General features: G+C 42.2%; 24 protein-coding genes and 2 riboswitches. Of the genes, 6 read left to right on the forward strand and 18 right to left on the reverse strand.

The annotated features are described in order from the left end of the window. On the reverse strand, positions 1–181 hold a 181-nt coding region (locus tag EV207_RS23310; protein ID WP_207902984.1), incomplete at its 3' end, for a hypothetical protein. Between the two features lie 73 nt (positions 182–254). Further along, on the reverse strand, positions 255–1,517 hold the full coding sequence (locus EV207_RS20470; protein WP_132748024.1) for a BaiN/RdsA family NAD(P)/FAD-dependent oxidoreductase: 1,263 nt from the start codon (positions 1,515–1,517) through the stop codon (positions 255–257). Between the two features lie 237 nt (positions 1,518–1,754). Next, positions 1,755–1,903, forward strand: a riboswitch (cyclic di-AMP (ydaO/yuaA leader). Between the two features lie 119 nt (positions 1,904–2,022). On the opposite strand from EV207_RS20470, the gene EV207_RS20475 reads away from it, so the two are divergent. Next, positions 2,023–3,852: an APC family permease gene (locus EV207_RS20475; RefSeq protein WP_132748025.1), complete on the forward strand. Its 1,830-nt coding sequence runs from the start codon at positions 2,023–2,025 to the stop codon at positions 3,850–3,852. An 83-nt stretch (positions 3,853–3,935) separates the two neighbouring features. Beyond that, positions 3,936–5,327: a branched-chain amino acid transporter BcaP gene (gene bcaP, locus EV207_RS20480; RefSeq protein ID WP_132748026.1), complete on the forward strand. Its 1,392-nt coding sequence runs from the start codon at positions 3,936–3,938 to the stop codon at positions 5,325–5,327. A gap of 23 nt (positions 5,328–5,350) precedes the next feature. Here the strand turns inward: bcaP and EV207_RS20485 are convergent, their stop codons facing one another. From EV207_RS20485 to EV207_RS20500, 4 genes are all read right to left on the reverse strand, one after another. Further along, entirely contained in the window at positions 5,351–6,223 is an 873-nt protein-coding gene (locus EV207_RS20485; protein WP_132748027.1) for a sulfite exporter TauE/SafE family protein, read from the reverse strand. A gap of 198 nt (positions 6,224–6,421) precedes the next feature. Further along, positions 6,422–7,363 (reverse strand): S8 family peptidase, encoded by a 942-nt coding sequence (locus EV207_RS20490; protein ID WP_132748028.1) that lies wholly within the window; start codon positions 7,361–7,363, stop codon positions 6,422–6,424. Between the two features lie 102 nt (positions 7,364–7,465). Then, a complete protein-coding gene (locus tag EV207_RS20495) occupies positions 7,466–8,032 on the reverse strand; it encodes a thioredoxin family protein (protein ID WP_132748029.1) in 567 nt (188 codons plus the stop codon). 191 nt (positions 8,033–8,223) lie between these two features. Then, the gene (locus EV207_RS20500) at positions 8,224–9,132 is read right to left on the reverse strand and encodes a phosphotransferase (protein ID WP_132748030.1); all 909 of its coding nucleotides are present in this window, start codon (positions 9,130–9,132) and stop codon (positions 8,224–8,226) included. A gap of 99 nt (positions 9,133–9,231) precedes the next feature. On the opposite strand from EV207_RS20500, the gene EV207_RS20505 reads away from it, so the two are divergent. From EV207_RS20505 to EV207_RS20515, 3 genes are all read left to right on the forward strand, one after another. Continuing rightward, positions 9,232–9,684, forward strand: coding sequence for a hotdog fold thioesterase (locus EV207_RS20505; protein ID WP_132748031.1), 453 nt, complete (start codon positions 9,232–9,234; stop codon positions 9,682–9,684). Between the two features lie 78 nt (positions 9,685–9,762). After that, a complete protein-coding gene (locus tag EV207_RS20510) occupies positions 9,763–10,770 on the forward strand; it encodes a DUF3231 family protein (RefSeq protein ID WP_132748032.1) in 1,008 nt (335 codons plus the stop codon). Between the two features lie 213 nt (positions 10,771–10,983). Continuing rightward, positions 10,984–11,604 (forward strand): DUF3298 and DUF4163 domain-containing protein, encoded by a 621-nt coding sequence (locus EV207_RS20515; RefSeq protein WP_243647184.1) that lies wholly within the window; start codon positions 10,984–10,986, stop codon positions 11,602–11,604. A 133-nt stretch (positions 11,605–11,737) separates the two neighbouring features. Here EV207_RS20515 and EV207_RS20520 read toward each other — a convergent pair whose 3' ends face one another. Then, positions 11,738–12,214, reverse strand: coding sequence for a divergent PAP2 family protein (locus tag EV207_RS20520; protein WP_132748034.1), 477 nt, complete (start codon positions 12,212–12,214; stop codon positions 11,738–11,740). A gap of 199 nt (positions 12,215–12,413) precedes the next feature. On the opposite strand from EV207_RS20520, the gene EV207_RS20525 reads away from it, so the two are divergent. Next, positions 12,414–12,632, forward strand: coding sequence for a gamma-type small acid-soluble spore protein (locus EV207_RS20525; protein ID WP_132748035.1), 219 nt, complete (start codon positions 12,414–12,416; stop codon positions 12,630–12,632). A gap of 45 nt (positions 12,633–12,677) precedes the next feature. On the opposite strand, the gene EV207_RS20530 is transcribed toward EV207_RS20525, so the two are convergent. The 11 genes from EV207_RS20530 to EV207_RS23210 all read right to left on the reverse strand — a co-directional run bounded on the left by EV207_RS20530 (position 12,678) and on the right by EV207_RS23210 (position 25,160). After that, the gene (locus EV207_RS20530; RefSeq protein ID WP_132748036.1) at positions 12,678–13,175 is read right to left on the reverse strand and encodes an acyl-CoA thioesterase; all 498 of its coding nucleotides are present in this window, start codon (positions 13,173–13,175) and stop codon (positions 12,678–12,680) included. A gap of 135 nt (positions 13,176–13,310) precedes the next feature. Beyond that, positions 13,311–13,503: riboswitch (cobalamin riboswitch) on the reverse strand. 257 nt (positions 13,504–13,760) lie between these two features. Next, on the reverse strand, positions 13,761–14,027 hold the full coding sequence (locus EV207_RS20535; RefSeq protein WP_132748037.1) for a hypothetical protein: 267 nt from the start codon (positions 14,025–14,027) through the stop codon (positions 13,761–13,763). Between the two features lie 107 nt (positions 14,028–14,134). Next, entirely contained in the window at positions 14,135–14,341 is a 207-nt protein-coding gene (locus EV207_RS20540; protein ID WP_132748038.1) for a YwbE family protein, read from the reverse strand. A gap of 17 nt (positions 14,342–14,358) precedes the next feature. Next, complete coding sequence (locus EV207_RS20545; protein WP_132748039.1) at positions 14,359–16,263, reverse strand: ABC-F family ATP-binding cassette domain-containing protein; 1,905 nt, start codon at positions 16,261–16,263, stop codon at positions 14,359–14,361. Between the two features lie 227 nt (positions 16,264–16,490). Then, positions 16,491–17,114, reverse strand: coding sequence for a hypothetical protein (locus EV207_RS20550; RefSeq protein ID WP_132748040.1), 624 nt, complete (start codon positions 17,112–17,114; stop codon positions 16,491–16,493). A gap of 9 nt (positions 17,115–17,123) precedes the next feature. Beyond that, entirely contained in the window at positions 17,124–18,329 is a 1,206-nt protein-coding gene (locus EV207_RS20555) for a ParM/StbA family protein (RefSeq protein WP_132748041.1), read from the reverse strand. A gap of 696 nt (positions 18,330–19,025) precedes the next feature. Continuing rightward, entirely contained in the window at positions 19,026–20,879 is a 1,854-nt protein-coding gene (locus tag EV207_RS20560; protein ID WP_132748042.1) for an ABC transporter ATP-binding protein, read from the reverse strand. Further along, positions 20,876–22,603 carry an ABC transporter ATP-binding protein gene (locus EV207_RS20565; protein ID WP_132748043.1) on the reverse strand — a complete coding sequence of 576 codons (1,728 nt, stop codon included), beginning with the start codon at positions 22,601–22,603 and terminating at the stop codon, positions 20,876–20,878. The genes EV207_RS20560 and EV207_RS20565 overlap by 4 nt, the downstream gene beginning before the upstream one ends. Then, positions 22,600–23,070 carry a MarR family winged helix-turn-helix transcriptional regulator gene (locus tag EV207_RS20570; RefSeq protein WP_243647185.1) on the reverse strand — a complete coding sequence of 157 codons (471 nt, stop codon included), beginning with the start codon at positions 23,068–23,070 and terminating at the stop codon, positions 22,600–22,602. Before EV207_RS20570 ends, EV207_RS20565 begins: the two co-directional genes overlap by 4 nt. 112 nt (positions 23,071–23,182) lie before the next feature. Further along, a complete protein-coding gene (locus EV207_RS20575) occupies positions 23,183–24,511 on the reverse strand; it encodes a DEAD/DEAH box helicase (RefSeq protein WP_424511390.1) in 1,329 nt (442 codons plus the stop codon). A gap of 481 nt (positions 24,512–24,992) precedes the next feature. Continuing rightward, complete coding sequence (locus tag EV207_RS23210) at positions 24,993–25,160, reverse strand: hypothetical protein (protein ID WP_165887025.1); 168 nt, start codon at positions 25,158–25,160, stop codon at positions 24,993–24,995. Between the last annotated feature and the right edge of the window lie 98 nt (positions 25,161–25,258).

Consider the following 25,258-nt stretch of genomic DNA (forward strand, 5'->3'; position numbering starts at 1 on the left):
CTAGAAAAACACCTTCAAATTCCGAAATAAATGAAGGCGTTTGCCAATTTTCATCCAAATTGCTTCTTCGGTTAGTCCTATGAATAATCCGGGTATAAAAAATACTTGATGATTTTTGGCCTTCATCATTCGGATGAAGGCCCTTTCCTTCTCTCATTGGCGGGTTTTGGCCGTTCATCACTCTCATGAGCGACCTTTCCCTCGCTTTTTTATCGACTTCGGGTCTTCATATGGAGCATATATCCAATTCATGCCTATTTCCCGCACCGTGCGGCGTTCTCTCCTGCGGCATGCCCTGTCACGAACGCAGCTGTAATATTATACCCGCCTGTGTAGCCGTGAATGTCAAGCACTTCGCCGCAAAAGAAGAGACCAGGCATTTTCTTCGATGCCATCGTCTTTGGATCAATTTCTTTTAATGATACCCCTCCGCCGGTGATGAATGCTTTTTCGATTGTTAGGGTTCCGTCAACTTTTACCGAGAAACTCTTTAGGGCCTTAGCCATGCTGCGAATGCTTTCTTTTGGCAGTTGATGAAAGGTTGTTTCAGGAGAAAGGTTGACCTCATCAAACAGAAACATCATATATCTTTCGGGGACAATGCCTTTCCACACGTTCTTAAGTGCCTTCTTCGGCTCATCCTTTGCAAGTTTAGTAAGCTTTTGAAAAACCTCTTCTTCGTTTAGATCCGGGTGTGTATCGATCTCAACGTCGATATAAGGTGTTTTAAATTTCTTCAATGCCTTTACGACATATTGGCTGCAGCGGAGGACAGCTGGGCCTGATAAGCCAAAATGGGTAAACAACATGTCCCAGCGATGGGTTTTAATCGCTTTCCCTTTAGGATTCCTCACCGTCAGGGCGACATCTCGCAGCGATAATCCCTGTAATGCCTTGTTTTTAATAAAAGTTTCCTTGGATGTCAGCGGCACCTCAGTTGGATACAAATCCGTTATCGTGTGACCAGCTTGCTTTGCCCATGGATAGCCGTCACCAGTTGATCCTGTGTTCGGAACCGATTTGCCGCCGACTGCCACGATCACGCTGGATGCCAGGATCTTTTCCTTAGACTTAAGCTTAATTCCTTTGACCTTACAATCCTGATAAAGCAATGCCTCAACCGGTGTATTCACTTTAATTGCCACATTCAAACTGCTAATTTTCTTCAATAAAGCATTCACAACAGACTTGGCACTGTCAGAGACCGGAAACATTCGTCCATGGTCCTCTTCCTTTAATTTAATTCCGAGTCCTTCAAAAAAAGTAATAATGTCCTCATTATTGAACTCAGAAAATGCGCTGTATAAAAACCTCCCATTGCCAGGAAGGTGCTTGATCAATTCATCAATTGGCATTCTATTCGTCACATTGCAGCGTCCGCCGCCGGATATCGCAAGCTTTCGGCCTAGCTTGTCACCTTTGTCCACAAGCAGGACTGAAGCCCCCTCTTCGGCTGCAGCAACGGAGGCCATTAGTCCAGACGGTCCGCCGCCGACGACAATCACATCATATGTCATGTGCCACCTCTTTAATTCAACTTCTTTTTATAACTTGTATTATACATGAATCTGAAGCATCTATGCTTTTTGATATAGGAGTTATCCATTTTAAGGGAATTTGGAACTTTAGATTAAATGGCTTAAAAATAGAGTAAAAGGCGGTAAATATAATTTGTAAGCGTTTCACTGCGTGTTTTTGCCAATTTACAACTAAATATGACTAGTAGTAAGCTATTATCAAATTTAAGTTTCCAAAATCTTATACCGCTGAATTCGATTTCTTGAAACGGGGGAACCATTTATTGGCTCAAAGCCAACTGGGGTGAATCCTTTTGCAAAAGGTAGGGCGACTCTTTACGCCCGAATCCGTCAGCTAACCTCGTAAGCGTCTGAAGAGAGGATGGTGGCATCTTTGTCTGGTTAAAATAACCGCAGAGTAACTGACCTCTGTGGCTTTTTCGTGTGCTTTTTTATTATAACGCGGCTTTAATAATTTTTAAAATAGGATTTGCAGGTGGTATAAATGTGGAGCAAGATCAAACGTATTCTAATTGGAAGGCCCTTAAAGTCAAACGAATTGCAGGAACAGAAGTTAAATAAGTTAAAGGCTCTCGCTATTCTCTCATCAGATGCCCTTTCATCTGTAGCCTATGGCCCGGAACAAATTCTTATTGTTTTAGCTGCGGTAAGCATTGCCGCCTTTTGGTATTCATTGCCCATTGCAGTCGGTGTCCTGGTTTTATTGACAGCGTTGATTTTGTCATACCGTCAAATCATACAGGCATATCCCCATGGAGGGGGCGCCTATATGGTGGCCAAAGAAAACTTGGGAATGAACTTTGGCCTAATCGCAGGCGGGTCATTATTAATTGATTATATCTTAACAGTTGCCGTAAGTGTCTCAGCCGGAACCGACGCCATTACGTCAGCATTCCCATTGCTTCACCCTTATAACGTGGGCATTGCTGTGGTGCTTGTAGCAATCATCACCATTTTAAATCTTAGAGGCCTAACGGAATCTGCAACAGTTTTAGCCTATCCCGTTTATTTATTTGTCTTGGCACTAGGTGTCTTAATCATCGCCGGGCTTTTTCAGGTTTTAACTGGACATGCCCCGGCAACGGCCCATACGGCTATTGGCACTCCTGTGATGGGTGTGGGATTGTTCCTTTTATTAAAGGCATTTTCATCGGGCTGTTCAGCGTTAACCGGCGTTGAAGCCATTTCGAATGCGATACCTAACTTTAAGGACCCGGCACCAAAGAATGCCGCCGCTACCTTAGTGATGATGGGAAGCATTTTAGCTTTACTATTTAGTGGAATTGTCTTTTTGGCTTATTGGTATGGCATTGCTCCCTCCGCAAAGGAAACGGTTTTATCCCACCTTGGATCATTGATCTTTGGGCGCAATATCTTTTATTATTTTATTCAGGCAACAACGGCTCTTATTTTAGTTTTGGCAGCGAACACAGGCTTTTCTGCATTTCCGCTGCTTGCCTTTAATTTAGCTAAGGATAAATTTATGCCTCGCCCGTTTACTGTCAGAGGGGATCGTCTCGGCTATTCCAATGGTATTATCACTCTTGGCGTTGCATCAATCTTTCTTATTGTTATCTTCCAAGGGAACACTGAGAACCTTATTCCATTGTATGCTGTCGGTGTTTTCATTCCGTTTTCCCTGTCACAAACGGGGATGATAATTAAATGGATCAGAGAAAGGCCAAAAGGCTGGATACCAAAATTATTGGCGAACTTAGCGGGGGCTTTAATCTGTTATCTGATACTTATCATTTTCTTTATTACCAAGTTCCAACACGTCTGGTTTTCAATTATCTTCATCCCTTTGGTGATCTTTGTTTTCCATAAGATTCACAAGCATTATCTAGCTGTTGGCGATCAACTAAGGGTCGACTTATCCAATAAGCTTAAGGATGTTGATGTTGCTGATAATGTGATCATTGTTCCCGTCGCCGGGGTCACCCAAGTGGTTAAGCAATCATTAATTTACGCCAGATCGTTATCAGATAATGTGATTGCTGTCTTTGTAGGATCGAGCGAGGAGGCCATTGATCGCATGGAAGAACAATGGGAACAATGGGATACCGATATCAGGCTGGTTACGCTGCATTCCCTTTATCGAAGCGTGCTGACGCCATTAAGTAAATTTATCGATACAGTATTATATAAAACAGAAAAGTCCGGAACAACCGTCACAGTCGTTATGCCGCAATTTTATACAAAAAAGTGGTGGCAAAGTCTGCTTCATAATCAATCGGGAGTTATCATAAGAGCTTATTTGGTTAGAACAAAAAATATCGTTATCGCTACTGTGCCATATCGTTTCAAAAAATAAAAGCCCTTCTTTGATGGGCTTTTTTGCATTATCGAAAAAAGGAAATTATAATCTATTTATTGGTCTTGTAACGGGAGGCATCTATGAAGTCATTATTTCGAAAAAAGTCTGTTAACACCATGTTAGCTCAAAAGAAGGAGCTAAAACGGACGTTAAGCTTAATTGATTTAATTTTCCTTGGCGTAGGCTGCGTCATCGGTACGGGAATTTTTGTTATTACGGGGGTTGTGGCGGCTGAAAGTGCTGGCCCCGCCATTATTATCTCGTTTATTTTATCGGGTGTTGCTTGTGTACTTGTGGCTCTATGCTATGCAGAGTTTTCTTCAGCTGTTCCTATATCAGGAAGTGTCTATACCTATACATATGCTACACTAGGCGAGGTTTTTGCCTTTTTGATCGGCTGGGACTTAATGCTTGAATATGTTCTAGCCATTTCGGCTGTTGCTACCGGCTGGTCGGCATATTTCCAATCGTTAATAGCTGGATTTGGCATTCATATTCCAAAATTGCTCTCCTCCGCTCCAGGAGCAGGCCCAGGAGGAATAGTTAACTTGCCAGCTGTCATAATAATCTTAGTCATCACTGCTATTGTCAGCAAAGGCGTCAAGGAAAGCACACGTTTTAATAACATCATGGTTATTATTAAACTCATCGTAATCCTAATATTTATCTGCGCAGGAATTGGCTATGTAAAACCTGAAAATTGGACACCCTTTATGCCGTTTGGCTTTCAAGGTGTTGTTACGAGCGCGGCAACGGTTTTCTTTGCCTATATTGGGTTTGATGTTATTGCAACAGCGTCTGAAGAGGTTAAACGACCGCAACGGGATATGCCTATTGGAATTATAACGTCACTTGCCATATGCACCCTTTTATATATGGCTGTATCACTTGTTTTAACGGGAATGATTCCATATGTTCATTTGGATGTTGCTGATCCCGTATCCTTTGCACTGAAATTTGTCGGAGAGGACCGTCTAGCTGGATTAATTTCGGTAGGGGCAGTTATAGGCATTACAACTGTCTTACTTGCACTGGTATATGCTCAGGTCCGTTTATCTTATGCGATGGCTCGGGACGGTTTGCTGCCAAAGCTATTATCGAAGGTGCACCGAACATACAAAACACCCTTTACAAATACATGGTTAACAGGCTTTGTTGCGGCGGGAATTGCCGGTTTTGTTGATTTAACAACGCTTGCTCACCTTGTCAATATGGGAACATTGGCAGCTTTCACGTTGGTTTCGTTGGCCATTATTGTCCTTCGCAGGAAGCACCCGGAATTGAAACCTGCTTTTCGGGTTCCGTTCGTTCCTGTACTGCCGGCCGTTGGTGCTTTATTATGTATTTATTTATCCATAAGCTTACCTGGTGTGACTTGGATTTCATTTGTTATATGGATTGCTGTCGGCACTGCCGTTTATTTCTTATATTCAAAAAGGCATAGTCATTTGAACAAGGAAAAGAGCCATTAAGATAGCTGAGGGTCACTTTATGATTATAAAGTCATAAATGGCCCTTTTTTAACTTTTAAGGACGTCATGAAAATAGCTATGCCCCAACCGATAACAATCAGGCTATAAATCATTAAGATCCAATTTCTGGGGATTGGCCAGGTCTGAAATAACAGCCGGATATTCGTTAAAATAATGAGTCCTCCCACTGATACACCTAAGAAGGAAGAAGGAAGAACTTTGACTAACCAAGCTGCTAGAGGGGCTGCCAGGATCCCCCCAATCATTAATGTGAACACCCAGCCCCAATGGATTTGCTCCCACCCCATAGCAAGGAAAAAACCAATTGTAGATGCCAAAGCTACGGCACATTCACTTGTGTCAACGGAACCAATGACCTTTCTGGCTGGAATGCCTTTCGTAAGAAGGACCGGAGTGGCAACGGGTCCCCAGCCCCCTCCCCCTGTAGAGTCTGCAAACCCGGCAAACAGACCGAGTATAGTCATTTGACCTTTAGAAAGAGCTTTGATCTGCCTCTTCTTTTTCTCCTTTTTTTGAAACAGAAAGCGAAAGACAATATAAACACCTAGGCACAAGAGAAAAATTGAAATGTACGGTTTTACAATGTGCCCGGGTAACCAACTTAAAAAACAGGCACCAAAAAATGCGCCTACTACCCCCGGTACCGAAAGTTTCAAGATAAGATGCCGGTCCACATTCCCTAATTTTATATGTGATAACCCAGATACGCCGGTTGTGACAATTTCTGCCAAGTGTACAGATGCGGAAGCCATTGCTGGGGCAACACCGTATGTTAATAGCAGAGATGTTGAAGTTGACCCATATGCCATTCCCAAAGCTCCATCAATAAGCTGAGCGGCAAATCCTATCAATAGGAACATGATTAAGTGCTTCATTCTTTTTCACTCCTTCCGCCATTATCGCTAGAAATAGAAAGTTAATAATTTATGTATATGATTGTCCCAAGAGAAAATATACAGGCCAAAAAAAGTTACGGACAAATACCCGAAATTTACAGGCACCCCCCCGAAATTTTACGGGATTTTTGTCCGAAAGATACTCATATTAACCAAACCAAGTGCAGCTTTTCCCTTTTATTTCTTTGGTTTAATGCCTTTTGAAAGGTCTAACAGGCCATGCCCTTCAGCTTTTCTGCTTTCATCTAAAGATACTGTATGCTTTGTGAGCAATTTATACATCTCAGGCTCTGTTAATCTGCGTCTTAGCTTACTTTCAAATCCGTTAATAAGAACCGCCGCTCCCCCCGATACATGGGGTGTCGCCATTGACGTTCCGGATAGGACGGCATATTTGTTTAATGGAATCGTGGATTTAATATCCACACCAGGAGCAACAAGGTCAATTTCTTTGTTTGTATTCGAAAATTCAGCTGGCTGTTTATCCAAAGTCACCGCCCCAACTGATACGACCTCTGGATAATCCCCCGGATAAGTAATCTCAGTTGTTATTACTTTGCCGTCACCATTATTACCGGCAGCACATACTACCATAATCCCTTTTCTTACCGCTCTTTTGATAGCGTCGTGGAGATGAGGGTCATCCTTTTTGCCTCCTAGGGACATGGATATGACCCGAACCTTTTCGCCCCCCGGCCCACGCCAATCGATCGCGTAATGAATGCCATCAATGACATTCTGATATGTGCTTGTGCCATCCTCAGCCACAACTTTTCCAATTAGCAGTTTGGCTTCCGGTGCCGCGCCGACGACCCCTTCATCATTTTCCCTTGCTGCAATTGTCCCGGCGACATGTGTACCATGATAATGATTGTCATAGAAATTGTGAGGATCCCCATTATAATCCTTTGTAAAATTTCTTCCGTCTATGACCTGGCCTCTTAAATCGATGTGATCCCACTGACACCCTGTATCCAATACAGCGACGACAATACCTTGTCCTTTACAGCCCAACCGCCACAGCCGAGGTGCTTTAATCAACTCAATGCCCGCCGGCGTTTCATTTGCTTGTTCCATTCTTTGTTTAACCGTATAAGGAATTAAATTCAAATCATCCATAGCAAAACTCCTCTGTCATCATTAAGAGCTTAAAAGACCTTGCTCTTAATAAATGAATTCAGAGGAGCCTGTTTTCGTGATTCAGTTTAAGATATTTTGGGCTTAGGATATTTCCTTTAGCAGCTCGCGCAGTTCCTTTACAACAAGCGGTTGGTATTCCGCACCTTCTCCATAACGGCGGACAATCTCTTTCCTGACATCCATGATTTTTGTTTGATATTCTTCGGATTCGGGGTCAAGTCCCAGCGCTTTAAATTCAACCATCGGCTCCTGAATATAGGCTGGACGCGGTCCCCATTGCCCCAACACATCGCCATTGTCACTGGTAAATAAGACAACCGGGACCGAGCGCCCGCCGAGAACGCGGAATTGGTCAATCAGATCTGGATTATCATCAACAATGAAAACCTCAATCGGGATCCCCGCACTCTCCATGATTTGAAAGACAACAGGGATGCTCCTTGCAGCATCACCACACCAATCAGCCGTGATGATAACACAGCGAATATTCTTAGACGCAGCATCAGTAAAAAATGCCTCATCCTCTTCAGTTAAGTGGAATAATTGATATTTGGATTCAAACAAATCACGGTTTTTCTTCATTTTCTTCATAAATGTTTCAGGAGAAATACCCTTCCCTAACCAATCGCCAATGTTTTTAATCATCATTACAACCCCTATCTAAATTAAGTAATACTTCGTATTTATCTTAAATATATCAGAGACTTTCACGGAACAGAAAAAATCGGCTTATGTATATTGCCGAGGAAATAACCAGCTATTTGAACAATTTGGTCAATGAATACAAAAAATGTCTTCATCACACCTATGAAGACACTTCCTCTCACTCTTTGTTTTATTTATCCTTCCAAGGCCAGATTCAAGCTGTCCCTTGCTGCTGCAACAAGCTTATCATCATTATGATCATGCCCATACAATAGCAGTAAAACAGTCGTGTATATTGCTTTAAACCTGGCAATCTTTTTTGTGCTAACATCTACTTCACCATATATATTAAAGAAAATTTGTCTGCCTTCTGGCGGGAGAAAGCTGTAAATGAAGGCTAGATCAACCGCCGGGTCTCCAATATGGGTGTCGCCCCAATCGATGACACCAGACAAAACGCCTCTTTTGTTCACTACGATATTACGAATATGAATATCGCCATGAGTCAGAACGGCTTTCCCTGTCGGCTTAACCACACACAAAGATTCAAGGTAATTCTCTAGTTGACCAATGTTTTCCCAAACACCAAAAGCACCTAACTTTTTCACATTTTCCTCAAGCATCGGTATTCTCTTGGCAAGATCAATACGGCCAAGAGCGTCTTGCTTAACGCCGCATCTTTCAGCCATTTCAACAGGAAAGCTGTGCAGTTTCCGCAGAAAGTGAGCAATCGGCTCTGCCGCTCCCATATGCTGCGCTCTAGTTAATTTGCCCGGCGTGTCGCCTCTAACTACTTTGTAGCCGGTAAATGGCCATGGATAGTCATCACTTGGCTTGCCAAGGAAGACAGGTTCAGGGATTGAAAGCGGAAGGAAATTAACTAATTTTGGCAATAAAGAACTTTCTGTTTTCAATAACTCAACAGCTATTTGCCTCCTAGGAAACCGAAAAATATAATCATTATTCACAAGATAAACGGTGTTATCAAAACCTTTGCCATACTCAACTATACTTAAAGGGGGTAAGGCCGGAAATTGTGCTGCAATTAACCCGGCTGCAGCTCTTTCAGAAACGACCTGTTCCGGTGTCCATGGTTCATTCATCTTTACCACTCCAAACAAATAATCTCTCATTCGCCTCTTAATATTGTATAGTAAAGTTATACAGCAATTTTGAAAAATACATACAGGAGGCATAGGACGATGCAGATCAATGAACAAGAGATCCACAAAAAGTATTATAATGAAATCTTCTCAACATTGGAACAGGAGCCGTATGCCCAATTCCTCGGCATTAAGCTAACCGAGCTTGGTGCAGGCACAGCGACAGCAGAATTAAATATAAAGGATCATATGTTAAATGCCCACGGTACGGTGCATGGCGCTATTATCTTTGCTTTGGCCGACTTTGTCTTTGCTGCAGCATGTAATTCTTATGGCAAAACTTCCGTAGGCTTATCCACAACGGTTAATTTCATGGCACCAGGAATGAAGGGTTCCGTCCTTAGTGCTGCAGCTGTCGAAGAAAAGAAGAACAATCGGACATCATGGTACAAAATAAGGGTTGAAAGCAGCGGCGAGCTTGTAGCTACTATGGAAGCACTTGCATACCGAAAAAACCAGTTCTTTGTGCCGGCAGAGGAACTTGAAAAATAAAAAGTCGACAAATCCCTTATGTTTTTATAAGGTTTAGGGAAAATTACCTCCAAAGAAAACTTTGGAGGTAATTGTATTATGAAAAAAGCCCAAAACCTTCCGCCCCTAACATCAGCCGAGATCGCCAACCTCTGGATATCATACCAAAACGATACGATGGCAGTTTGTATCTATAAATACTTCCTAAATCATGTCGAGGATAGAGACGTTCGCTCTTTAATAGCATACACTTTGCACATTGCAGAAGAACATGTTGCAGATGTCACCAACATATTCAAGAAGGAAAACTTACCGCTGCCCAAAGGCTTTGATGAAAAATATGATGCCAATGTTGATGCTTCGCGTTTATTCTCTGATACACTTTATCTGATTCATATAACCGATATAAGCAAATTTGCCCTGTCAGCTTACGGGTACGCTTTGGCCGTTGTCAGCCGTGAAGATATCGTTGCTTATTACACGAAATGTCTGGAAGAAACGATTAAACTGCATAATGATTCAATAGCAACAGAAGTTAAAAAGGGGCTTTATATCGCACCGCCAAAAATCCCGAAGCCCGAGGGTATTGACTTTGTAAAAAGAACTGATTTTTTGGCAGGATGGTTTGATAGAAGGCCGCTGCTCGCTATTGAAATATCCAACCTTGTTTATAATACAAAAAGGAATGCTGTCGCCCAAGCGTTTGCCACAGGATTTAGCCAAGTGGCGCAAAACCCAGAGGTCGTCAAATTTTTTGAACAAGCGAGAGAGTTAACAGGAAAACAATTGGAAAATTTAAACGGGTTGTTAAACAAAGATTATTTGTCCGCCACACTTAGTGTGACATCGGAAGTGACAACCTCCACTGTTCCGCCCTTTTCTGATAAATTGATGATGTATCATGCTACTGCCTTCACCTCATCGGGAGTTGCGCAATATGGCGTAGCGATGTCACAAAGCCCAAGAAGGGATATAGGCGTTGTGTATGCAAAAATGGTTGCGGAAATTGCCTTATTTGCCCAGAAAGGTGCCAACATCCTCATTGATAATGGCTGGATGGAACAGCCGCCGGGTGCTGCAGACCGAAAAAGGCTGGCCAGGGAATAGTATATTAATCTTTTCTGTATAAGACGAGAGCGCCGCCTTGCGCTATGACTTCATCCCATGCTGCCGTAACATCTGTCCGTTTGGCAACCTGCCAAGGATTATATAGCGTCTGGCCATTTTTATTAAAAACAAGTGATTCAGTCAGGCAAAAGCAAGCACACCTTCCTCCATGGCGAGAATAATATAGGTTAAAAGCCTAAAAGGATGAGAAAAGTGGCGAATTCTTTGCCAGTCAGCATTGGAACGGTTAAGATCGGCAGCGGTCCGGATAAAACGGTTTTGTATCCCAAAGTGTTTGGTATGCAGAACCAAGAATTAGAAAGATACATCAATCATATAATTACGGACCAAACCCGGAAGCTGATCAATCAGCAAACCGGGAGTATGCCGACGACAGTTGTGCAAATGATGGGGTCATACGAAATAAAGACCAATGAGCGCAATGTCTTAAGTCTGTCCCTCTCGAATTATACCTACCATTACCACGCTGCCCATGGGATGACATATATTAAGTCCTTAACGTTCGATCTGCAAAACGGAAAGCTTTGCAGGCTTAAGGATCTTTTTAAACCGGGAAGCGACTATGTCAAAACACTTTCAGCACTTGTCAGCAGGCAAATAAAAGAGCGCAATATCCAGCTCATTAACGGTTTTACCACGATTTCTCCCAACCAAGACTACTACATTGCGGACAAAGCGCTTGTTATCTATTTTCAGCTTTATGAGATTACCCCTTATGTTTTTGGCTTTCCGATGTTCACGATTTCTGTCTATGATTTGCAGGATATTATTGATGAGAATGGCCCTTTAGGCCGTATGGCAGTAAATAACTGATTCTTGTTAGGGAAAAATTCATATTGGATGTATAAAATCTTACATTCTAGGACACCATGAAACTAACGATATTCCCCCATCGTTATATATACTATATTGGGCTGATTCAGCCCTCTTTTTTTTGCCTTGAAAATTACCACATATAAACGTGGACCACAACAGCTAATACAATGCCAAGGACAGCACCTGAATATACTTCTGCTGGTTTGTGGCCGAGCAGTTCCTTAAGATCCTTTTGTTTTTCGTATTCCGATTTTTGCTGCCAATTTTTAAATTCCGATACAAAGGTTGCGAAATCCTTCCGAAGCTGGTTCAATAGGGACGCATGCTCCCCTGCCTGCCGTCGCACACCTGCCGCATCAAACATCGTGATAATCGCAAACATTGCCGCCACGGCAAAAACCGGTGAACGAAACCCTGCTTCTAACCCAACACCTGTTGCCAGGGCTGTCACCGCACAAGAATGCGAGCTTGGCATACCGCCGTTGCTTATCAATAAGCCCCATTTCAGCCGCCTTGCTACAATAAGATGTATCGGCACCTTTAAAACCTGGGCAACGACAACACCCAATAATGAAATAATAAATGAAAAATTCTCGATTAGAGCCAATTACGGGCGCCTCCTTTCGCTGCCATCCTAGATTTAAGAAAATCCCTTAATTTGACCTTTCCCTTAATATCCGTTAAATAACCCTGTCATGTTATATATATTTTTATTTGATTGGGACGCTAAAGAGACTTAAAATCTTATCATTTCTGGATAAATAAGCAACATTATGACCACCTTATACTTATTGGAGGTGCTGACATTGGCTGAAAATCCAAAATCTAAATATACCACAGCAGGTACAGATATTGATAAAGTGAAACAGAAGAATGCTGACTCGGGCATGTCTTATAACGAGGCAAAAGAATATATCGCAAGGACTACAGGCGGTCATAACACTGATATGTACAGTAATACAAATATTGAAGCAGTACAGGAAGAGCTTTACCATTCATCGACAAAGGATCGGCCGCGGTCTTAATAATGCTGTAAAACCCTTCGCCTATTATCCGGCAAAGGGTTTTGCTTACCTTGCAGCGCCTATAGCTGAGCTTGACTGTCCTTTTATGCGTTCTGCTTTCCGTCGTTGTGCGGTGTTAAATAGTTCTTGCTGTTCTTCCGTTTCGGGCATGACTGTCGGCACCTCTGTCGGATTTCCCGATTCATCTACAGCCACCATTGTTAGGAAAGATGTCGTTGTGAGCTTCTTCTCCTTTTTTAACAGATTTTCCGAGTACACCTTCACGTAGACCTCCATTGATGTATTCCCTGTGGAGGCTACAAATGCTTCAAGAATTAATATATCACCGACTTTAGCCGACCCGACAAAATTAACCCTGTCAATGGACGCCGTAACAACGACATTATTACAATGCCTCATGGCAGAGATCGCCGCAATTTCATCAATATATGAAAGAACCTGACCGCCGAAAATCGTCTCGATATGATTGGTATCAGGCGGGATCACCAGCTTTGTTTGTACGGTGTGTGATTGATTAACTGAAACACTTGATTTTGTTGCCAAAAGATTCTCCTCCTATTCTCAAGCTGTTTTCTCACAGAATCGAAAAACACCCTTTCTACCGAAAGAGTGAAAAAATAGACATCATGATCTGTTGATAACAAAAGACGCCACACCCTCCTATCTCCCGTAGGTTATTAAGTGTCCTTCCAAATGGCAGGTCTCCTGGCTCGAGTCATCGCTGTTTTAGCCCCTTCCCGTCTCAGGTGAGACAGTGGGATCAAGCTGACAGCTTCTCTATACAGTGGCGGGACCGCGTCGGGATAAATACCGAACTTCCCTTTTAAACTGCTTAAAAAATTTAAGCAGTACCATGTGGCAAAAACTTATTAAGTTGATATATGTTTGTCTTACTGGGTATGGTGAAAGGCATCATGCTGTTTTACTCCAATTTGGCACAGCGGATTGCTTTTCACCGGGGAAGAGAATGGATATAATCACCAACTGATTACCATGTGATTCAAAATAAACCCTAAACTTCCTAATAGTGATTCGGGAAACACCTTTATATTTACCCGTCTCTTCCGTATATGCTTTACTAAATACAGGGCTATTTAATAATCCATACGATTTGCCGACGAGAACTCATTAGTTAAAATCCTTGGGGGATAAAGATTTTATAAGTTCTGATGCTGTCATACCCAACCCTTTCTTATATTGCTCCCTGCTCTCCTCGATCATTCTTTTTAGTTCAGGATTTTCATTTACCTCGGTATCTATTGACACTTCATCCTCCTCTTGGAGAACGAGTGTAAATTTCCCTTTACCAGGTATATAAAACTGGCGTACTGAGTTTTCACGGCTCATGCTTGAGATGTAAGCCATTAGCTCTTCGCTGGAATTAAACTTTTCCATCGGGATCACCCTTTTTTTGTAGGATTATGATAAATTAATCATATCACATAATTCATTTATCAATAAATCCCTCAATGACGCGTTTAACTACTGTACCCAAACTTTCCTTAGGATCCATTACCATCAATAATTTCCTGAACTCTGCCGATTTGTCCGTCTTCCAACCTGACTTTAACACCATGTGGGTGAAAGCTGGAATTTGTTAGGATATCCTTTACTATCCCTCGTGTTCTCTTGCCCGTCCTTTGGTCCTTTTTCAGCACAATATCCACTTGAAGTCCCGAGTGAATATTTTTTCTGTTTTTTCCGTCCATCGCAAACAGCCCTTTTGTTAGTTATTTTGTTCAATTTCCTCCACCAATAATGACAATTCAGTCCATCGTTCAAGCGCCTGTTCTAATTCTTGTTCAACCTTTTGCTGCTCCTTGAATAACTCCTGTACTTTAATCGAGTCGCTGCCTGCTTTTTCAATGCTTGCCTGAAGATCCTCAACTTGCCGTTCAAGTTCATCTATCCGCTCTTCCATGCCATCCCATTCTATTTGTTCTTTATAGGAAAGCTTCTTGGTACGATTCCTCTTAGAAATGGATTTCTTGGATTCATCTTTCGGCTTAGATTGTTTTTCCACAGACACCTTATCTTTTTCCTTGCTTTCCAAATACTCCGTGTAGTTCCCCTCAAACCGTCGAATGGCACCGCCCTCTTCAAAAGCGATAAGGTGATCAACCACACGGTCCAAAAAGTAGCGATCATGGGATACGGTTATAACAGCACCGGGAAATTGATCCAAAAAGTCTTCTAAAATAGACAATGTCTGAGTATCTAAATCATTGGTCGGTTCATCCAAAAACAGGACATTGGGGGCCGTCATTAATGTCCGCAATAAATAAAGCCGGCGCCTTTCCCCGCCTGATAGTTTGCGAATATAGGTCCATTGTGACGCCCTAGAAAACAAAAAGCGCTCAAGCATCTGTTCTGCAGTAATCACATGGCCGTCAGCTGTGTGGATCACTTCGGCCGCTTCTTTAATATACTCCACAACCCGCAAATCACCGTTCATCTCAACATGAATTTGCGTATAATAACCTATTTTCACCGTTTGGCCAACTTCAATTGAGCCGGCATCAGGCTGAATTAAGCCAGCCAGCATATTAAGCAATGTTGTTTTGCCGCTCCCATTTGGCCCTATGATCCCAAGACGTTCATTCGGGGCAACAAGATAACTGAAGTGGTCAATCACTTTTTCACTGCCATACGCTTTTGAAACCTCATCAATCTCCAACACTTTATTTCCAAGCCTCGTCGAGCCGATCGCCATTTCCATTTTGCTATCTGCTATATCAGACTTTTGATCTCTGAGTTCTTCTACTCTGCCGATGCGAGCCTTTTGTTTTGTCGTTCTAGCCTTAGCACCGCGGCGAAGCCAGGCTAATTCCCTGCGCAAAAGGTTTTGCCGCTTTTTCTCATCTAATATTTCCTTTTCTTCTCTCTCAGCCTTTTTATCAAGAAACACCTCATAATTCCCGTCATAGCTGTAAAGTTTCCCCTTGTCTAATTCAAAAATCCGGTTTGTCACACGATTTAGGAAATAACGGTCGTGAGTCACAAGGATAATAGCACCTGGATATTGTGCTAAAAAGCTTTCTAACCATTCAATCGTTTCATTGTCCAAATGGTTAGTTGGTTCGTCCAAAATCAACAAATCGGCAGGTTGAATCAAGGCTTTGGCGATAGCTACCCTTTTCTTTTGTCCGCCCGATAATGTCTTCACAGACTTTGTCACATCAGTAATTCCAAGCCGCATCAATACAGTCTTCGCAACAGTATTCGCTTCCCACGCTCCGCATTCATCCATTTTTTGTTGTACGGCAAAAAAGCGTTCCTGTTTCCGCTTATTTTCTGAGTCCGTTTCAAGATCATGTAATACTTGTTCATATTCACGGAGCACCTTCATTAATTCTGAATCACCATAATAAATTTGCTCAAGGACCGTTAATTCTTCAGCAAATTCGGGATTCTGGGGTAAATATTCAATATGAAAATGGTTGGCATGGACTATATCGCCCTCTTCAGCTGTTTCGATTCCTGCAATAACCTTTAGCAATGTCGATTTGCCTGTTCCATTGACACCGATTAAGCCGATCCGCTGCTTTTCAGAAACAGCAAATGAAATATGATCAAACAACACTTTTTCACCATATGTCTTATAAAGATTTTCCACAGATAATAAACTCATGATCATCATCCTTGATTTCTTTGACTTCACTTTATCATTTTATAAAGAAAACCTGCCTATTGGCAAGCCTTTAATAGGCGCAGCAGAGGCTTAGTTGCACTTATGTACGTCAGAAAGGCCAATGCTTGCAGGCACTTATACTCTCTGATTAGCCCACAAAAAGGGTCAGACCCATTAATGGTCTGGCCCTTTTGCAATTTGTTGCCGAATTATTTCCCGGAAAATAATTAATCATTCATTCGCGAGAGAAAGCCGCCAAGAAGATCCTCCACAGTTTCCTCTTGATCACTTTCCTCGTTTTCATCAATAGCAGAGGATTGCTCCTGTTTTGCTTTATCCCAATCAAATTGTTCAAGATCATCATCCCCCGCGTCTAGCGGATTGTTATATCTGGAGTCCTCTTCAAACTCAAGCTCATCCAATTGGCTGTTCTGCTGATTTGCAGCAAATGATTTTTCATCCGTGGAAACGGCGTTTGAATATTCCTGTAAATGTAAAGCTTGGTCAATATCTAACGATTGGCTATTCAGTGTTGCCATGACAGATGACACCCGAATTGGATCTAACAATAATTGGTAAATAACATTCCCCAACAGAGCCTCTGAATGCGCATGCTTGACCCAATCGCGTTGTTCCTTGTTAAGCCTTTGGGGAAGAGGAATGGTCAGCGTTTCTCTCTCTTTGGCAAGTGATTGGCCAACGCCATTGAGAACATACTCAGCCATTTTGCTTGAGAAGTTACGCTTCTCATTATCCTTAAGCTTCTGTAATTGCTTGAGAAGATGGTCAGGAGTGTCAGAAGGGACACGAAAGGTAATGGCTTGTCCCCTCTTAATCCCATTACTGTTCATAACATCACCTTATTTATTGGAACCAACTTTTTCAGCCTTTTTCTCCTTGTTATCCTTTTTCTCATTTTTGTCAGCTTTATTGCTCTTGGCAATAAAATCGCTGATTAACTTGTAATAGGCGTTCGCCATCATCCAAATGCTTTCTTTTTCGTCTTCAAAGAAATCAATATTAAAGCCATCAAGATTGTTATTTAAGGTTTTAAGATATTCTTTTAAAACCATTGCGCCCCCGCCAACAAAATAGCAAATTTCTGTTTGTGAGTTCTTTTGCCATACATTGCGGAGATGACGGTATTGTTTTTTGGCCAATTCAAGAAGGACCCGGTCAACAATGTCATGAACGCTTGTCCGGCTGCCCTTTACCATTATATGATTTCTGTCATTTTTCTTAGTAATGATTTCAACGATATCCCGGCGGCTGTCAAGCGCAACACCGTGTTTCTTGTTAATCTCTTCTCTGATCGTCTCCAATGCCTCTGAAACACCAAGGTTATAGCCTTGCGCCTTGTCATCATCGACATTCCGATTTTTAATAACAGCGATATCTGTTGATAAGCCGCCAATGTCTTGGATGAGAATTCTTTTATCGATTAAATCCTTATTGATTAGATTGAGATTACTATCCATCACAAGATTGATAAAAGCAGCAAAACCCTCAGGGTAAATCTTTACTTCATCAAATTTAATGTTAACTTTCTTGCCTTGATATTTTGGTGTAACCAAAAATTCTACTTGATGGACTGATCCTAACAGCTTTGAGCGGTAGCCAACATCCTTGCCTTCTTTGACCTCACGAAGCGGCAATCCCGTTCCAAGCGTGTAATTTGCGTCAACCACCTGGTTTGAACGGGAAAAGATCTTTTCATTCTTTTCATTTACAGCATCTAACGCAAGTGCAGCGAACATCATCACAAGCGTCTGATCTTCTTCAGATTTATGACTGCCTGGATCTAATTCAGTAGCATTGTCACTCTTAGCAGCAAGATGTCCAACACGATAAATAGCATTGTTTTCTTTCAGGGCAGGGGAGTGGATTCTAATATGAATGCCATTCAAAGGATCCTTGCTGTCCAATTCTTCGATACCAATAATAGGACGATCTTCTGTATCAACCGCAACAACATTAGGTATGTAATATTCCGAATCTAGTTTTCCAAATAATGCTTTAAGAGAATCATTTCCAACATCAATAGCAGCGATTCTAGATTGAGTCAAACGTACCAATCCTTTCATTTTTAGATACAATAATCATTCGCTAATTTAAACATAAAAAAGACGGCATCATTTGTCAACAAGACTATCATTGTATTCATTTCCGTATACATGTTTACAATATCGTTTACAATAGAAACAAAATTGTACACATTCCTTTATAGCAGTATGTGTACGTATTCGTATACATGTTTACACAAAAGTAATCATGAAGAAAACATTTTTGTATACTTGTATTCTTTTTTCGTATACAAGTATACTTAGTTGTATACATATTAAACTGATGTCTTTTTATAACAAGAGTTAAAAATGTATATTCCTCTTTATTCGCCTAGTTAATTATCATCGGTGCCTTTCTAAGATGCCTTTAAAAGAAACGCAGATGACATCTGAACAGGGCTTAGGGTTGTATTACCATGAAACGCAGAATGTCGCTTACCGCGAAAGAAGAGGAAGAAGATGCAGCTTATGTTGTCGATTTTCGAAACTTGTAGAAAGGTCATAATCGAAACCGACAGGATTCGGCAAAACATAACATGCGACAGATTTTGACAAATAGCCTATTTTGTCGAATGTCGAAGGAGCAAGAAAGAAGGAGGCTGATAAATTAATTTATCAGCCTCCTTTAATAAAATTTATTTTTGTTGGGATAAAAAAGAGGAAGAAGGAAATGCACGTTGGAAAAGCGTCAAGTTATCACTAGGCACTGGCAAATTGACTGTTATAAAGATCTGCATAAAAGCCATCATTTTCCAGAAGCATCTCATGGCTGCCTTTCTCAATAATGCTGCCGTGATTCATCACCAGGATGACATCAGCATTTCTAATGGTTGAGAGCCTGTGGGCAATAACGAAGCTCGTTCTTCCTTTCATAAGCTCATTCATAGCATTTTGAATATAAACCTCAGTTCTCGTATCCACGCTGCTTGTTGCCTCATCCAGTATAAGAATGGCTGGATCTGCAAGAATAGCCCGGGCTATTGTCAACAACTGCTTTTGTCCCTGTGATAAATTCGATGCCTCTTCATTTAGTACCGTCTCATAACCTTCCGGAAGAGTTCTTATGAAGTGGTCGGCATCTGCTGCCTTAGCGGCCTGTATGATCTCCTCATCTGAAGCACCTTCGCGGCCATAAGCGATATTATCTTTTATTGTCCCGTTAAAGAGCCATGTATCCTGTAGTACCATACCGAACAAACGGCGTAACCTGCCTCGCGCCATATCTCGAATATCAATACCATCAATGGCGATTTTACCACCATCAATTTCATAAAAACGCATGAGCAAATTGATTAGAGTCGTTTTCCCTGCACCTGTAGGGCCGACAATGGCTACTGTTTGCCCCTGCTTCACATTAATCGTCATATCCTCTATAAGCATATTGTCTTCTTTATAACCAAATGTCACTTGTTCAAATGCGACATTTCCCTGTGGTGATGGGATTTCCTTCGTTCTTACCGCTTCCGGCACTTGCTCTTCTTCATCAAGAATCTCGAAAACACGCTCGGCGGATGCAATAGTTGACTGAATGATGTTTGCGATGTTAGCTGTCTGTGTGATCGGCTGAGAGAACTGTCTGGCATACTGAATAAAGGCTTGAATATCACCGACTTGGATGGTACGATGCGTCACCAGTATGCCACCGACGACACAGATAAAGACATAACCAATGTTGCCGATAAACATCATGAGCGGCATGATAATCCCAGATACAAATTGGGCCTTCCAGCCAGCATCATAAAGCTTGTCATTGATGCTATTAAATTGTTCAATAGACCTTTTCTCACGGCCAAATGCTTTAACAATTCTATGACCGGTGTACATTTCATCCACATGGCCATTCAGCTCTCCAAGCGACTTTTGCTGACCCATAAAGTACTTCTGGGAGCGTTTTGCAACCTTCACTGTAACGAAAAAACTAAGCGGCAGTGTCAAAAGGACGATAAGGGTCATTAAAGGACTGATTGTCAGCATCATCACAATGACCCCGACGATTGTAACCAGGGACCTGAACAGTTGCGTTAAGCTTTGCTGAAATGTACTGCTAATATTATCAATATCGTTGATCACCCTGCTAAGCACATCGCCGTGTGATTGCGAATCAAAGAACTTAAGCGGCATCCGGGAAAGCTTTTGATTCACTTCCTCACGCAAAGCAAAGACAGTCTTTTGCGCTACTCCAGCCATAATGTATTGTTGGATATAGGTGAACAAAGCGCTAAATAAATAGAGTCCGATCAATATAAGAAGGATGTTTAAGATATAATCAAAATCGATCCCGGCTCCAGGGACACCTTTCATTTTCATCATCATGCCTTCAAATATTTTAGTTGTTGCTTTGCCAAGGATCTTTGGGCTCAAAATCGCAAAAACCGTACTCAAAATTGCGGTTATCAAAACGGCAAGCAAATGATATTTAAAGGGTTTTAAATATCCTATAAGTCTTTTCAATGTCCCTTTAAAGTCTTTTGCCTTTTGAGGAGGCATCCCCATCATGCCATGGCCCCTCCCCATGCCGCCCCTTACATCAGGGGACTTATGCTTTTTACTCATGCGATCTCCTCCTCTGAAAGCTGTGAGGATACGATTTCTTTATAAACATCACACGTTTTCATTAACTCCTGGTGCATGCCGATTCCAGCAATTTTCCCTTCTTCCAGCACAATAATCCGGTCGGCATCCATAACGGTGCTCACCCTTTGTGCCACTATGATCACGGTTGAATCGCTTATTTCCTGCTTAAGGCGAGCCCGAAGCTTTGCATCCGTTTTGAAATCCAATGCCGAAAAGCTGTCGTCAAACACGTAAATTTCCGGCCTTCTGACAAGGGCACGGGCTATGGAAAGGCGCTGCTTTTGCCCCCCTGATAAATTCGCTCCGCCTTCTTCGATAACCGTTTCAAAACCATTTTCTAAGTTTGACACAAATTCAGCAGCCTGGGCTATTTCTGCTGCTTGAAAGACTTCCTCATCCATCGCTGTTTCATTTCCGAATCTGATATTCTCAGCAACAGTCCCTTTAAAAAGAACAGCCTTTTGCGGAACAAAACCGATTTTTGCCCGCAAGTCCCCCTGGGCCATATCCCTTACATCAGTACCATCCACTAATACAGACCCGCTATCAACATCATAGAAGCGAGGGATCAAGTTAATCATCGTCGATTTCCCTGACCCAGTGCCGCCAATAACCGCCGTGACTTCACCCGGCTCCGCACTGAAAGAAATATCGGAAACAGCGGGCTTTTCGGCACCTTGAAAGCTGAATGTGACATTTTGAAAGGCAACATGCCCCTTTTGCTCATTTGCAGTTATAACTCGGTCTGGGTCTAGGATATCCGGTTCTAATTCCAGCACTTCATTGATCCTTGAAGCAGACACCGAAGCCCTGGGAATCATGACAAACATCATAGAAACCATCATTAGCGAGAACATGATTTGCATGGCATATTGAATAAAGGCCATTAAATCACCAACTTGCATGTGCCCATGATCAATACGGATGCTGCCGAACCATAGAATAGCTATGGTTGAAAAGTTAAGAACGATCATCATAATCGGCATTAAGGCAGCTATAATTTTGTTAACTTTAATGGCTGTATTCGTCAATTCTGTGTTTGATTCTTTAAACCGCTCTTTCTCATGATCTATGCGGTTAAAGGATCGAATAACGCGGACACCTGAGAGCCCTTCCCTTAAAATAAGATTTAATTTATCAAGCTTTTTTTGCATCGCTTTAAAAAGCGGTATCGCCTTTTTTTGAACAATTATTATAGCGATAGCTAGCACTGGAATAGCCGCCACAATGACTAGGGAGAGCTTAGCATCTTTGGAGACAGCCATGATAATCCCGCCGATGCACATCATCGGTGCCATGACCATCATCCGCAGCATCATAGCCGTCACCCTTTGTACTTGGGTTATGTCGTTGGTTGTTCTGGTAATCAGTGAGGACGTGCCGATTTTATCAAATCCATGCAGTGAAAAGTTTTCAACATGATTGAAAACGCTGCTGCGAAGATCCCTGCTGTACCCTAAGGCAGCCTTTGCTGAATAAAAACTTGCAAGGATTGAAAAAACAACTGACAAGGCAGCAATTGCAAGCATGAATGCACCAATTTTCAGGATATAAGGCACATCGCCTTGAACTATGCCAACGTCAACAATGTCAGACATCAACGTCGGGAGGTAAAGATTTGACAGCGTCTGTAAAAAGGTCAAAATCAAAACAAGTACAACCGGTACGCGATACGGCTTTAAGAACCGTAATAATTTCATCATGTTCTATCAACCTCGCTTTCCATGTCCCTTGAATCAAAGTAGTCATAGACTTTAGTTAATAGGTCCGTTAAATGATTGCTCTCCTCTTCCCCCAAATAATCAACCAAACCCTTAAAAGATGCCATGACTTTGACTTCCATCTTCTTTCGCACTTTTTCACCTTTCTCGGTAAGCCTGATCGCGGTCTCCCTTCTGTCTTCAGGGTTGGTCCTGCGTTCAACTAGCCCACTCGCCTCAAGATTCTTAATCATCTGTGTAACCGTGGGTGAAGTCACTTTAAGAATGCGGCTGATTTCCGAAGCCTTCATCCCAATTTTATCTGGCGTTGTACCTTTTTTTATAACAAATAGCACCATGAGGCCGCTCATCTTGCACCCTGCCACCGGACTGGGTTTCCATGCTGCTTTACGAAAAGTCATAAATGCTTGCAGCAGCCTTCGAACTGTATTATTTTCATGATCGCCCACCTTCGATCCTCCTTTGAAATTAATTAGTTAGGTAACCTAAATATATGTGCCGCAAAAATATATGTCAATGATTTGTTATTATCCCTAAAGAAATAGACACGGTTCCCCATGTCTATCGTCCTCTTCTTTTGTTGTTATTAGGCTTTGTTCTTCGGTTACTTTTGCTTGGCCTTTTTTCGTTTGATGGCCTCGGCCTTGCTTTTTTGCCTCCATCACGGTGCCTACTACTGGATCTTTGCTTCGCCTTATTAGGTCTTCCCGTTTGGTGGTTCTCACTCGCTTCCTTTTTTGACTCGCGGCTGACGGGTGAAACCTCTTGTTCGCCGCTTTTCTTTTTGATCGTCAGGTTAATGCCCTTTTCAATCATTTGCAGGGTGCTGCGATCTTTTGCAGTAAATAAAGTGACGGCCATCCCTGTGCCGCCGGCTCTTCCCGTCCGGCCGATCCGGTGAACATAGCTTTCCACGTCATGCGGGATATCGTAGTTGAACACGTGTGTGACACCTTCAACATCAAGCCCGCGGGCCGCGACATCCGTAGCTACGAGCAACTGAATCTTAGCATCGCGAAACCTTTTTACCACTTGTTCCCGTTTGGCTTGTGATAAGTCGCCATGAAGCTCATCCGATTCATAGCCGAGTTCTTTTAATCCGCTGTTAAGTGTCGAGGCTCTTCGTTTTGTCCGGCAAAAAATGATGGCTAGAAACGGCCGATAGAGGTCTACTAAGCCGCATAGCGTCTCTTTCTTTTTTCGGTCCGTGGTTTCTACGGCTATTTGTTTGGTTTCTTCGACGGTGACCCGTGAATTTTCGACGCGGATATCCTCAGGCTTACGTGTATAGCGACGTGCCAAGGATCGAATTTGACCCGGCATTGTGGCGGAAAATAGCATCGTTTGCCGATTAGAAGGCGTACGCTGAAGTATATCTTCGACGTCATTTAAGAACCCCATATGCAGCATTTGATCGGCTTCATCGAGAACGAGTTTGGAGACACTGGAAAGCTTAATAGTCCCGCGCTGTAAATGATCCAATAGCCTCCCGGGTGTGCCGATCACGATGTGCTTTGGACCTTTTAACTTTTTCATTTGCTTTTCCACATCTTGGCCGCCATAGACCGCCAGAACATTAATACCCTCATCAAATCCCGCCGCCATCTTCTTGACTTCAGCTGTAACTTGAAGCGCAAGCTCCCTCGTCGGTGTGATGATCAATGCTTGAATGCCCGACATCGCGGGATCAATCATTTCTAAAATTGGCAGAACGAAGGCTAGCGTCTTCCCCGTCCCGGTTTGTGCCTGGGCTATGACATCCTTTCCAGTCAGTAAAACTGGAATCGTTTTTTCTTGAATGGGCGTGGGCGTACCAATCCCATTAGCTTTAAGTGTTTGATTTATTTCAGTGCGAATACCTAAATGATTAAAACTTGGCAAATAAGCCACCTCTTTCTTATCCTTCAAGTCTTTAAGTATACCTTTTAACTAAAGAAAAATAAATGATGCGCCATCACTTATAATAGGACTCAGATTCCGTTATTAGCCCAAAATCCAAGCAAATGACCCCCTAAATGTCCGGATAGCGAAACCACAGTCCTATACGAACATCAAATACAGCATTTTGGCCAAAATAGCGGAATGACAGTCCTATAAATACTTCAAGGCTTTAGTTATAGAACTTATACAGGTCCCTCTGGAGATCATGCACCCATCTGCTGAAAAAGAAACAATGGCCGTTAAAGGCTAAGAAACTGCCTGCTCCCCGCCACAATGGGGGCAGCGGGGAGTCTCTCAATAAAACACATGTTGTATAACCATTATCATAGCAACAATTTTATATGAATTATCAGTTTGTCCTTCGGTAACAATTTTATTTGAGTTACAATGATGCCCCAAAATCTCTTAGGATTTTGGGGCACTTCAACTGCTATCCTTCCCTTGCACCGGTATTTTCTTCGGTTTTGCTAATATATTCGTTCGGGTTTCCTTCTCCTTGAGAATTATGGTTTTTAAACTGGCTCTTCCGACCGTTCCGATGCTCACCACTGTTTTCCCGAGTTTTAAACTGATGATCAAATTCCTTTTCTTTATTCACGAAAAACTAGCTCCTTCCATGCTAATTCTAATAACATTAATATAGAATATTATCTGAGTTAAACCACGTTTTTATGTAAGGGACAAGAAAAAACGACA

The sequence above is a fragment of the Scopulibacillus darangshiensis genome, assembly GCF_004341035.1.
Classification (GTDB): Bacteria; Bacillota; Bacilli; order Bacillales; family Sporolactobacillaceae; genus Scopulibacillus; species Scopulibacillus darangshiensis.

What these genes read in the sequence shown, in the direction of transcription:
- EV207_RS20470 (WP_132748024.1), bottom strand. Translation starts at nt 1,517, where the DNA reads ATGACATATGATGTGATTGTCGTCGGCGGCGGACCGTCTGGACTAATG.
- EV207_RS20475 (WP_132748025.1), top strand. Translation starts at nt 2,023, where the DNA reads ATGTGGAGCAAGATCAAACGTATTCTAATTGGAAGGCCCTTAAAGTCA.
- bcaP (WP_132748026.1), top strand. Translation starts at nt 3,936, where the DNA reads ATGAAGTCATTATTTCGAAAAAAGTCTGTTAACACCATGTTAGCTCAA.
- EV207_RS20485 (WP_132748027.1), bottom strand. Translation starts at nt 6,223, where the DNA reads ATGAAGCACTTAATCATGTTCCTATTGATAGGATTTGCCGCTCAGCTT.
- EV207_RS20490 (WP_132748028.1), bottom strand. Translation starts at nt 7,363, where the DNA reads ATGGATGATTTGAATTTAATTCCTTATACGGTTAAACAAAGAATGGAA.
- EV207_RS20495 (WP_132748029.1), bottom strand. Translation starts at nt 8,032, where the DNA reads ATGATGATTAAAAACATTGGCGATTGGTTAGGGAAGGGTATTTCTCCT.
- EV207_RS20500 (WP_132748030.1), bottom strand. Translation starts at nt 9,132, where the DNA reads ATGAATGAACCATGGACACCGGAACAGGTCGTTTCTGAAAGAGCTGCA.
- EV207_RS20505 (WP_132748031.1), top strand. Translation starts at nt 9,232, where the DNA reads ATGCAGATCAATGAACAAGAGATCCACAAAAAGTATTATAATGAAATC.
- EV207_RS20510 (WP_132748032.1), top strand. Translation starts at nt 9,763, where the DNA reads ATGAAAAAAGCCCAAAACCTTCCGCCCCTAACATCAGCCGAGATCGCC.
- EV207_RS20535 (WP_132748037.1), bottom strand. Translation starts at nt 14,027, where the DNA reads ATGGAAAAGTTTAATTCCAGCGAAGAGCTAATGGCTTACATCTCAAGC.
- EV207_RS20540 (WP_132748038.1), bottom strand. Translation starts at nt 14,341, where the DNA reads ATGGACGGAAAAAACAGAAAAAATATTCACTCGGGACTTCAAGTGGAT.
- EV207_RS20545 (WP_132748039.1), bottom strand. Translation starts at nt 16,263, where the DNA reads ATGAGTTTATTATCTGTGGAAAATCTTTATAAGACATATGGTGAAAAA.
- EV207_RS20550 (WP_132748040.1), bottom strand. Translation starts at nt 17,114, where the DNA reads ATGAACAGTAATGGGATTAAGAGGGGACAAGCCATTACCTTTCGTGTC.
- EV207_RS20560 (WP_132748042.1), bottom strand. Translation starts at nt 20,879, where the DNA reads ATGAGTAAAAAGCATAAGTCCCCTGATGTAAGGGGCGGCATGGGGAGG.
- EV207_RS20565 (WP_132748043.1), bottom strand. Translation starts at nt 22,603, where the DNA reads ATGATGAAATTATTACGGTTCTTAAAGCCGTATCGCGTACCGGTTGTA.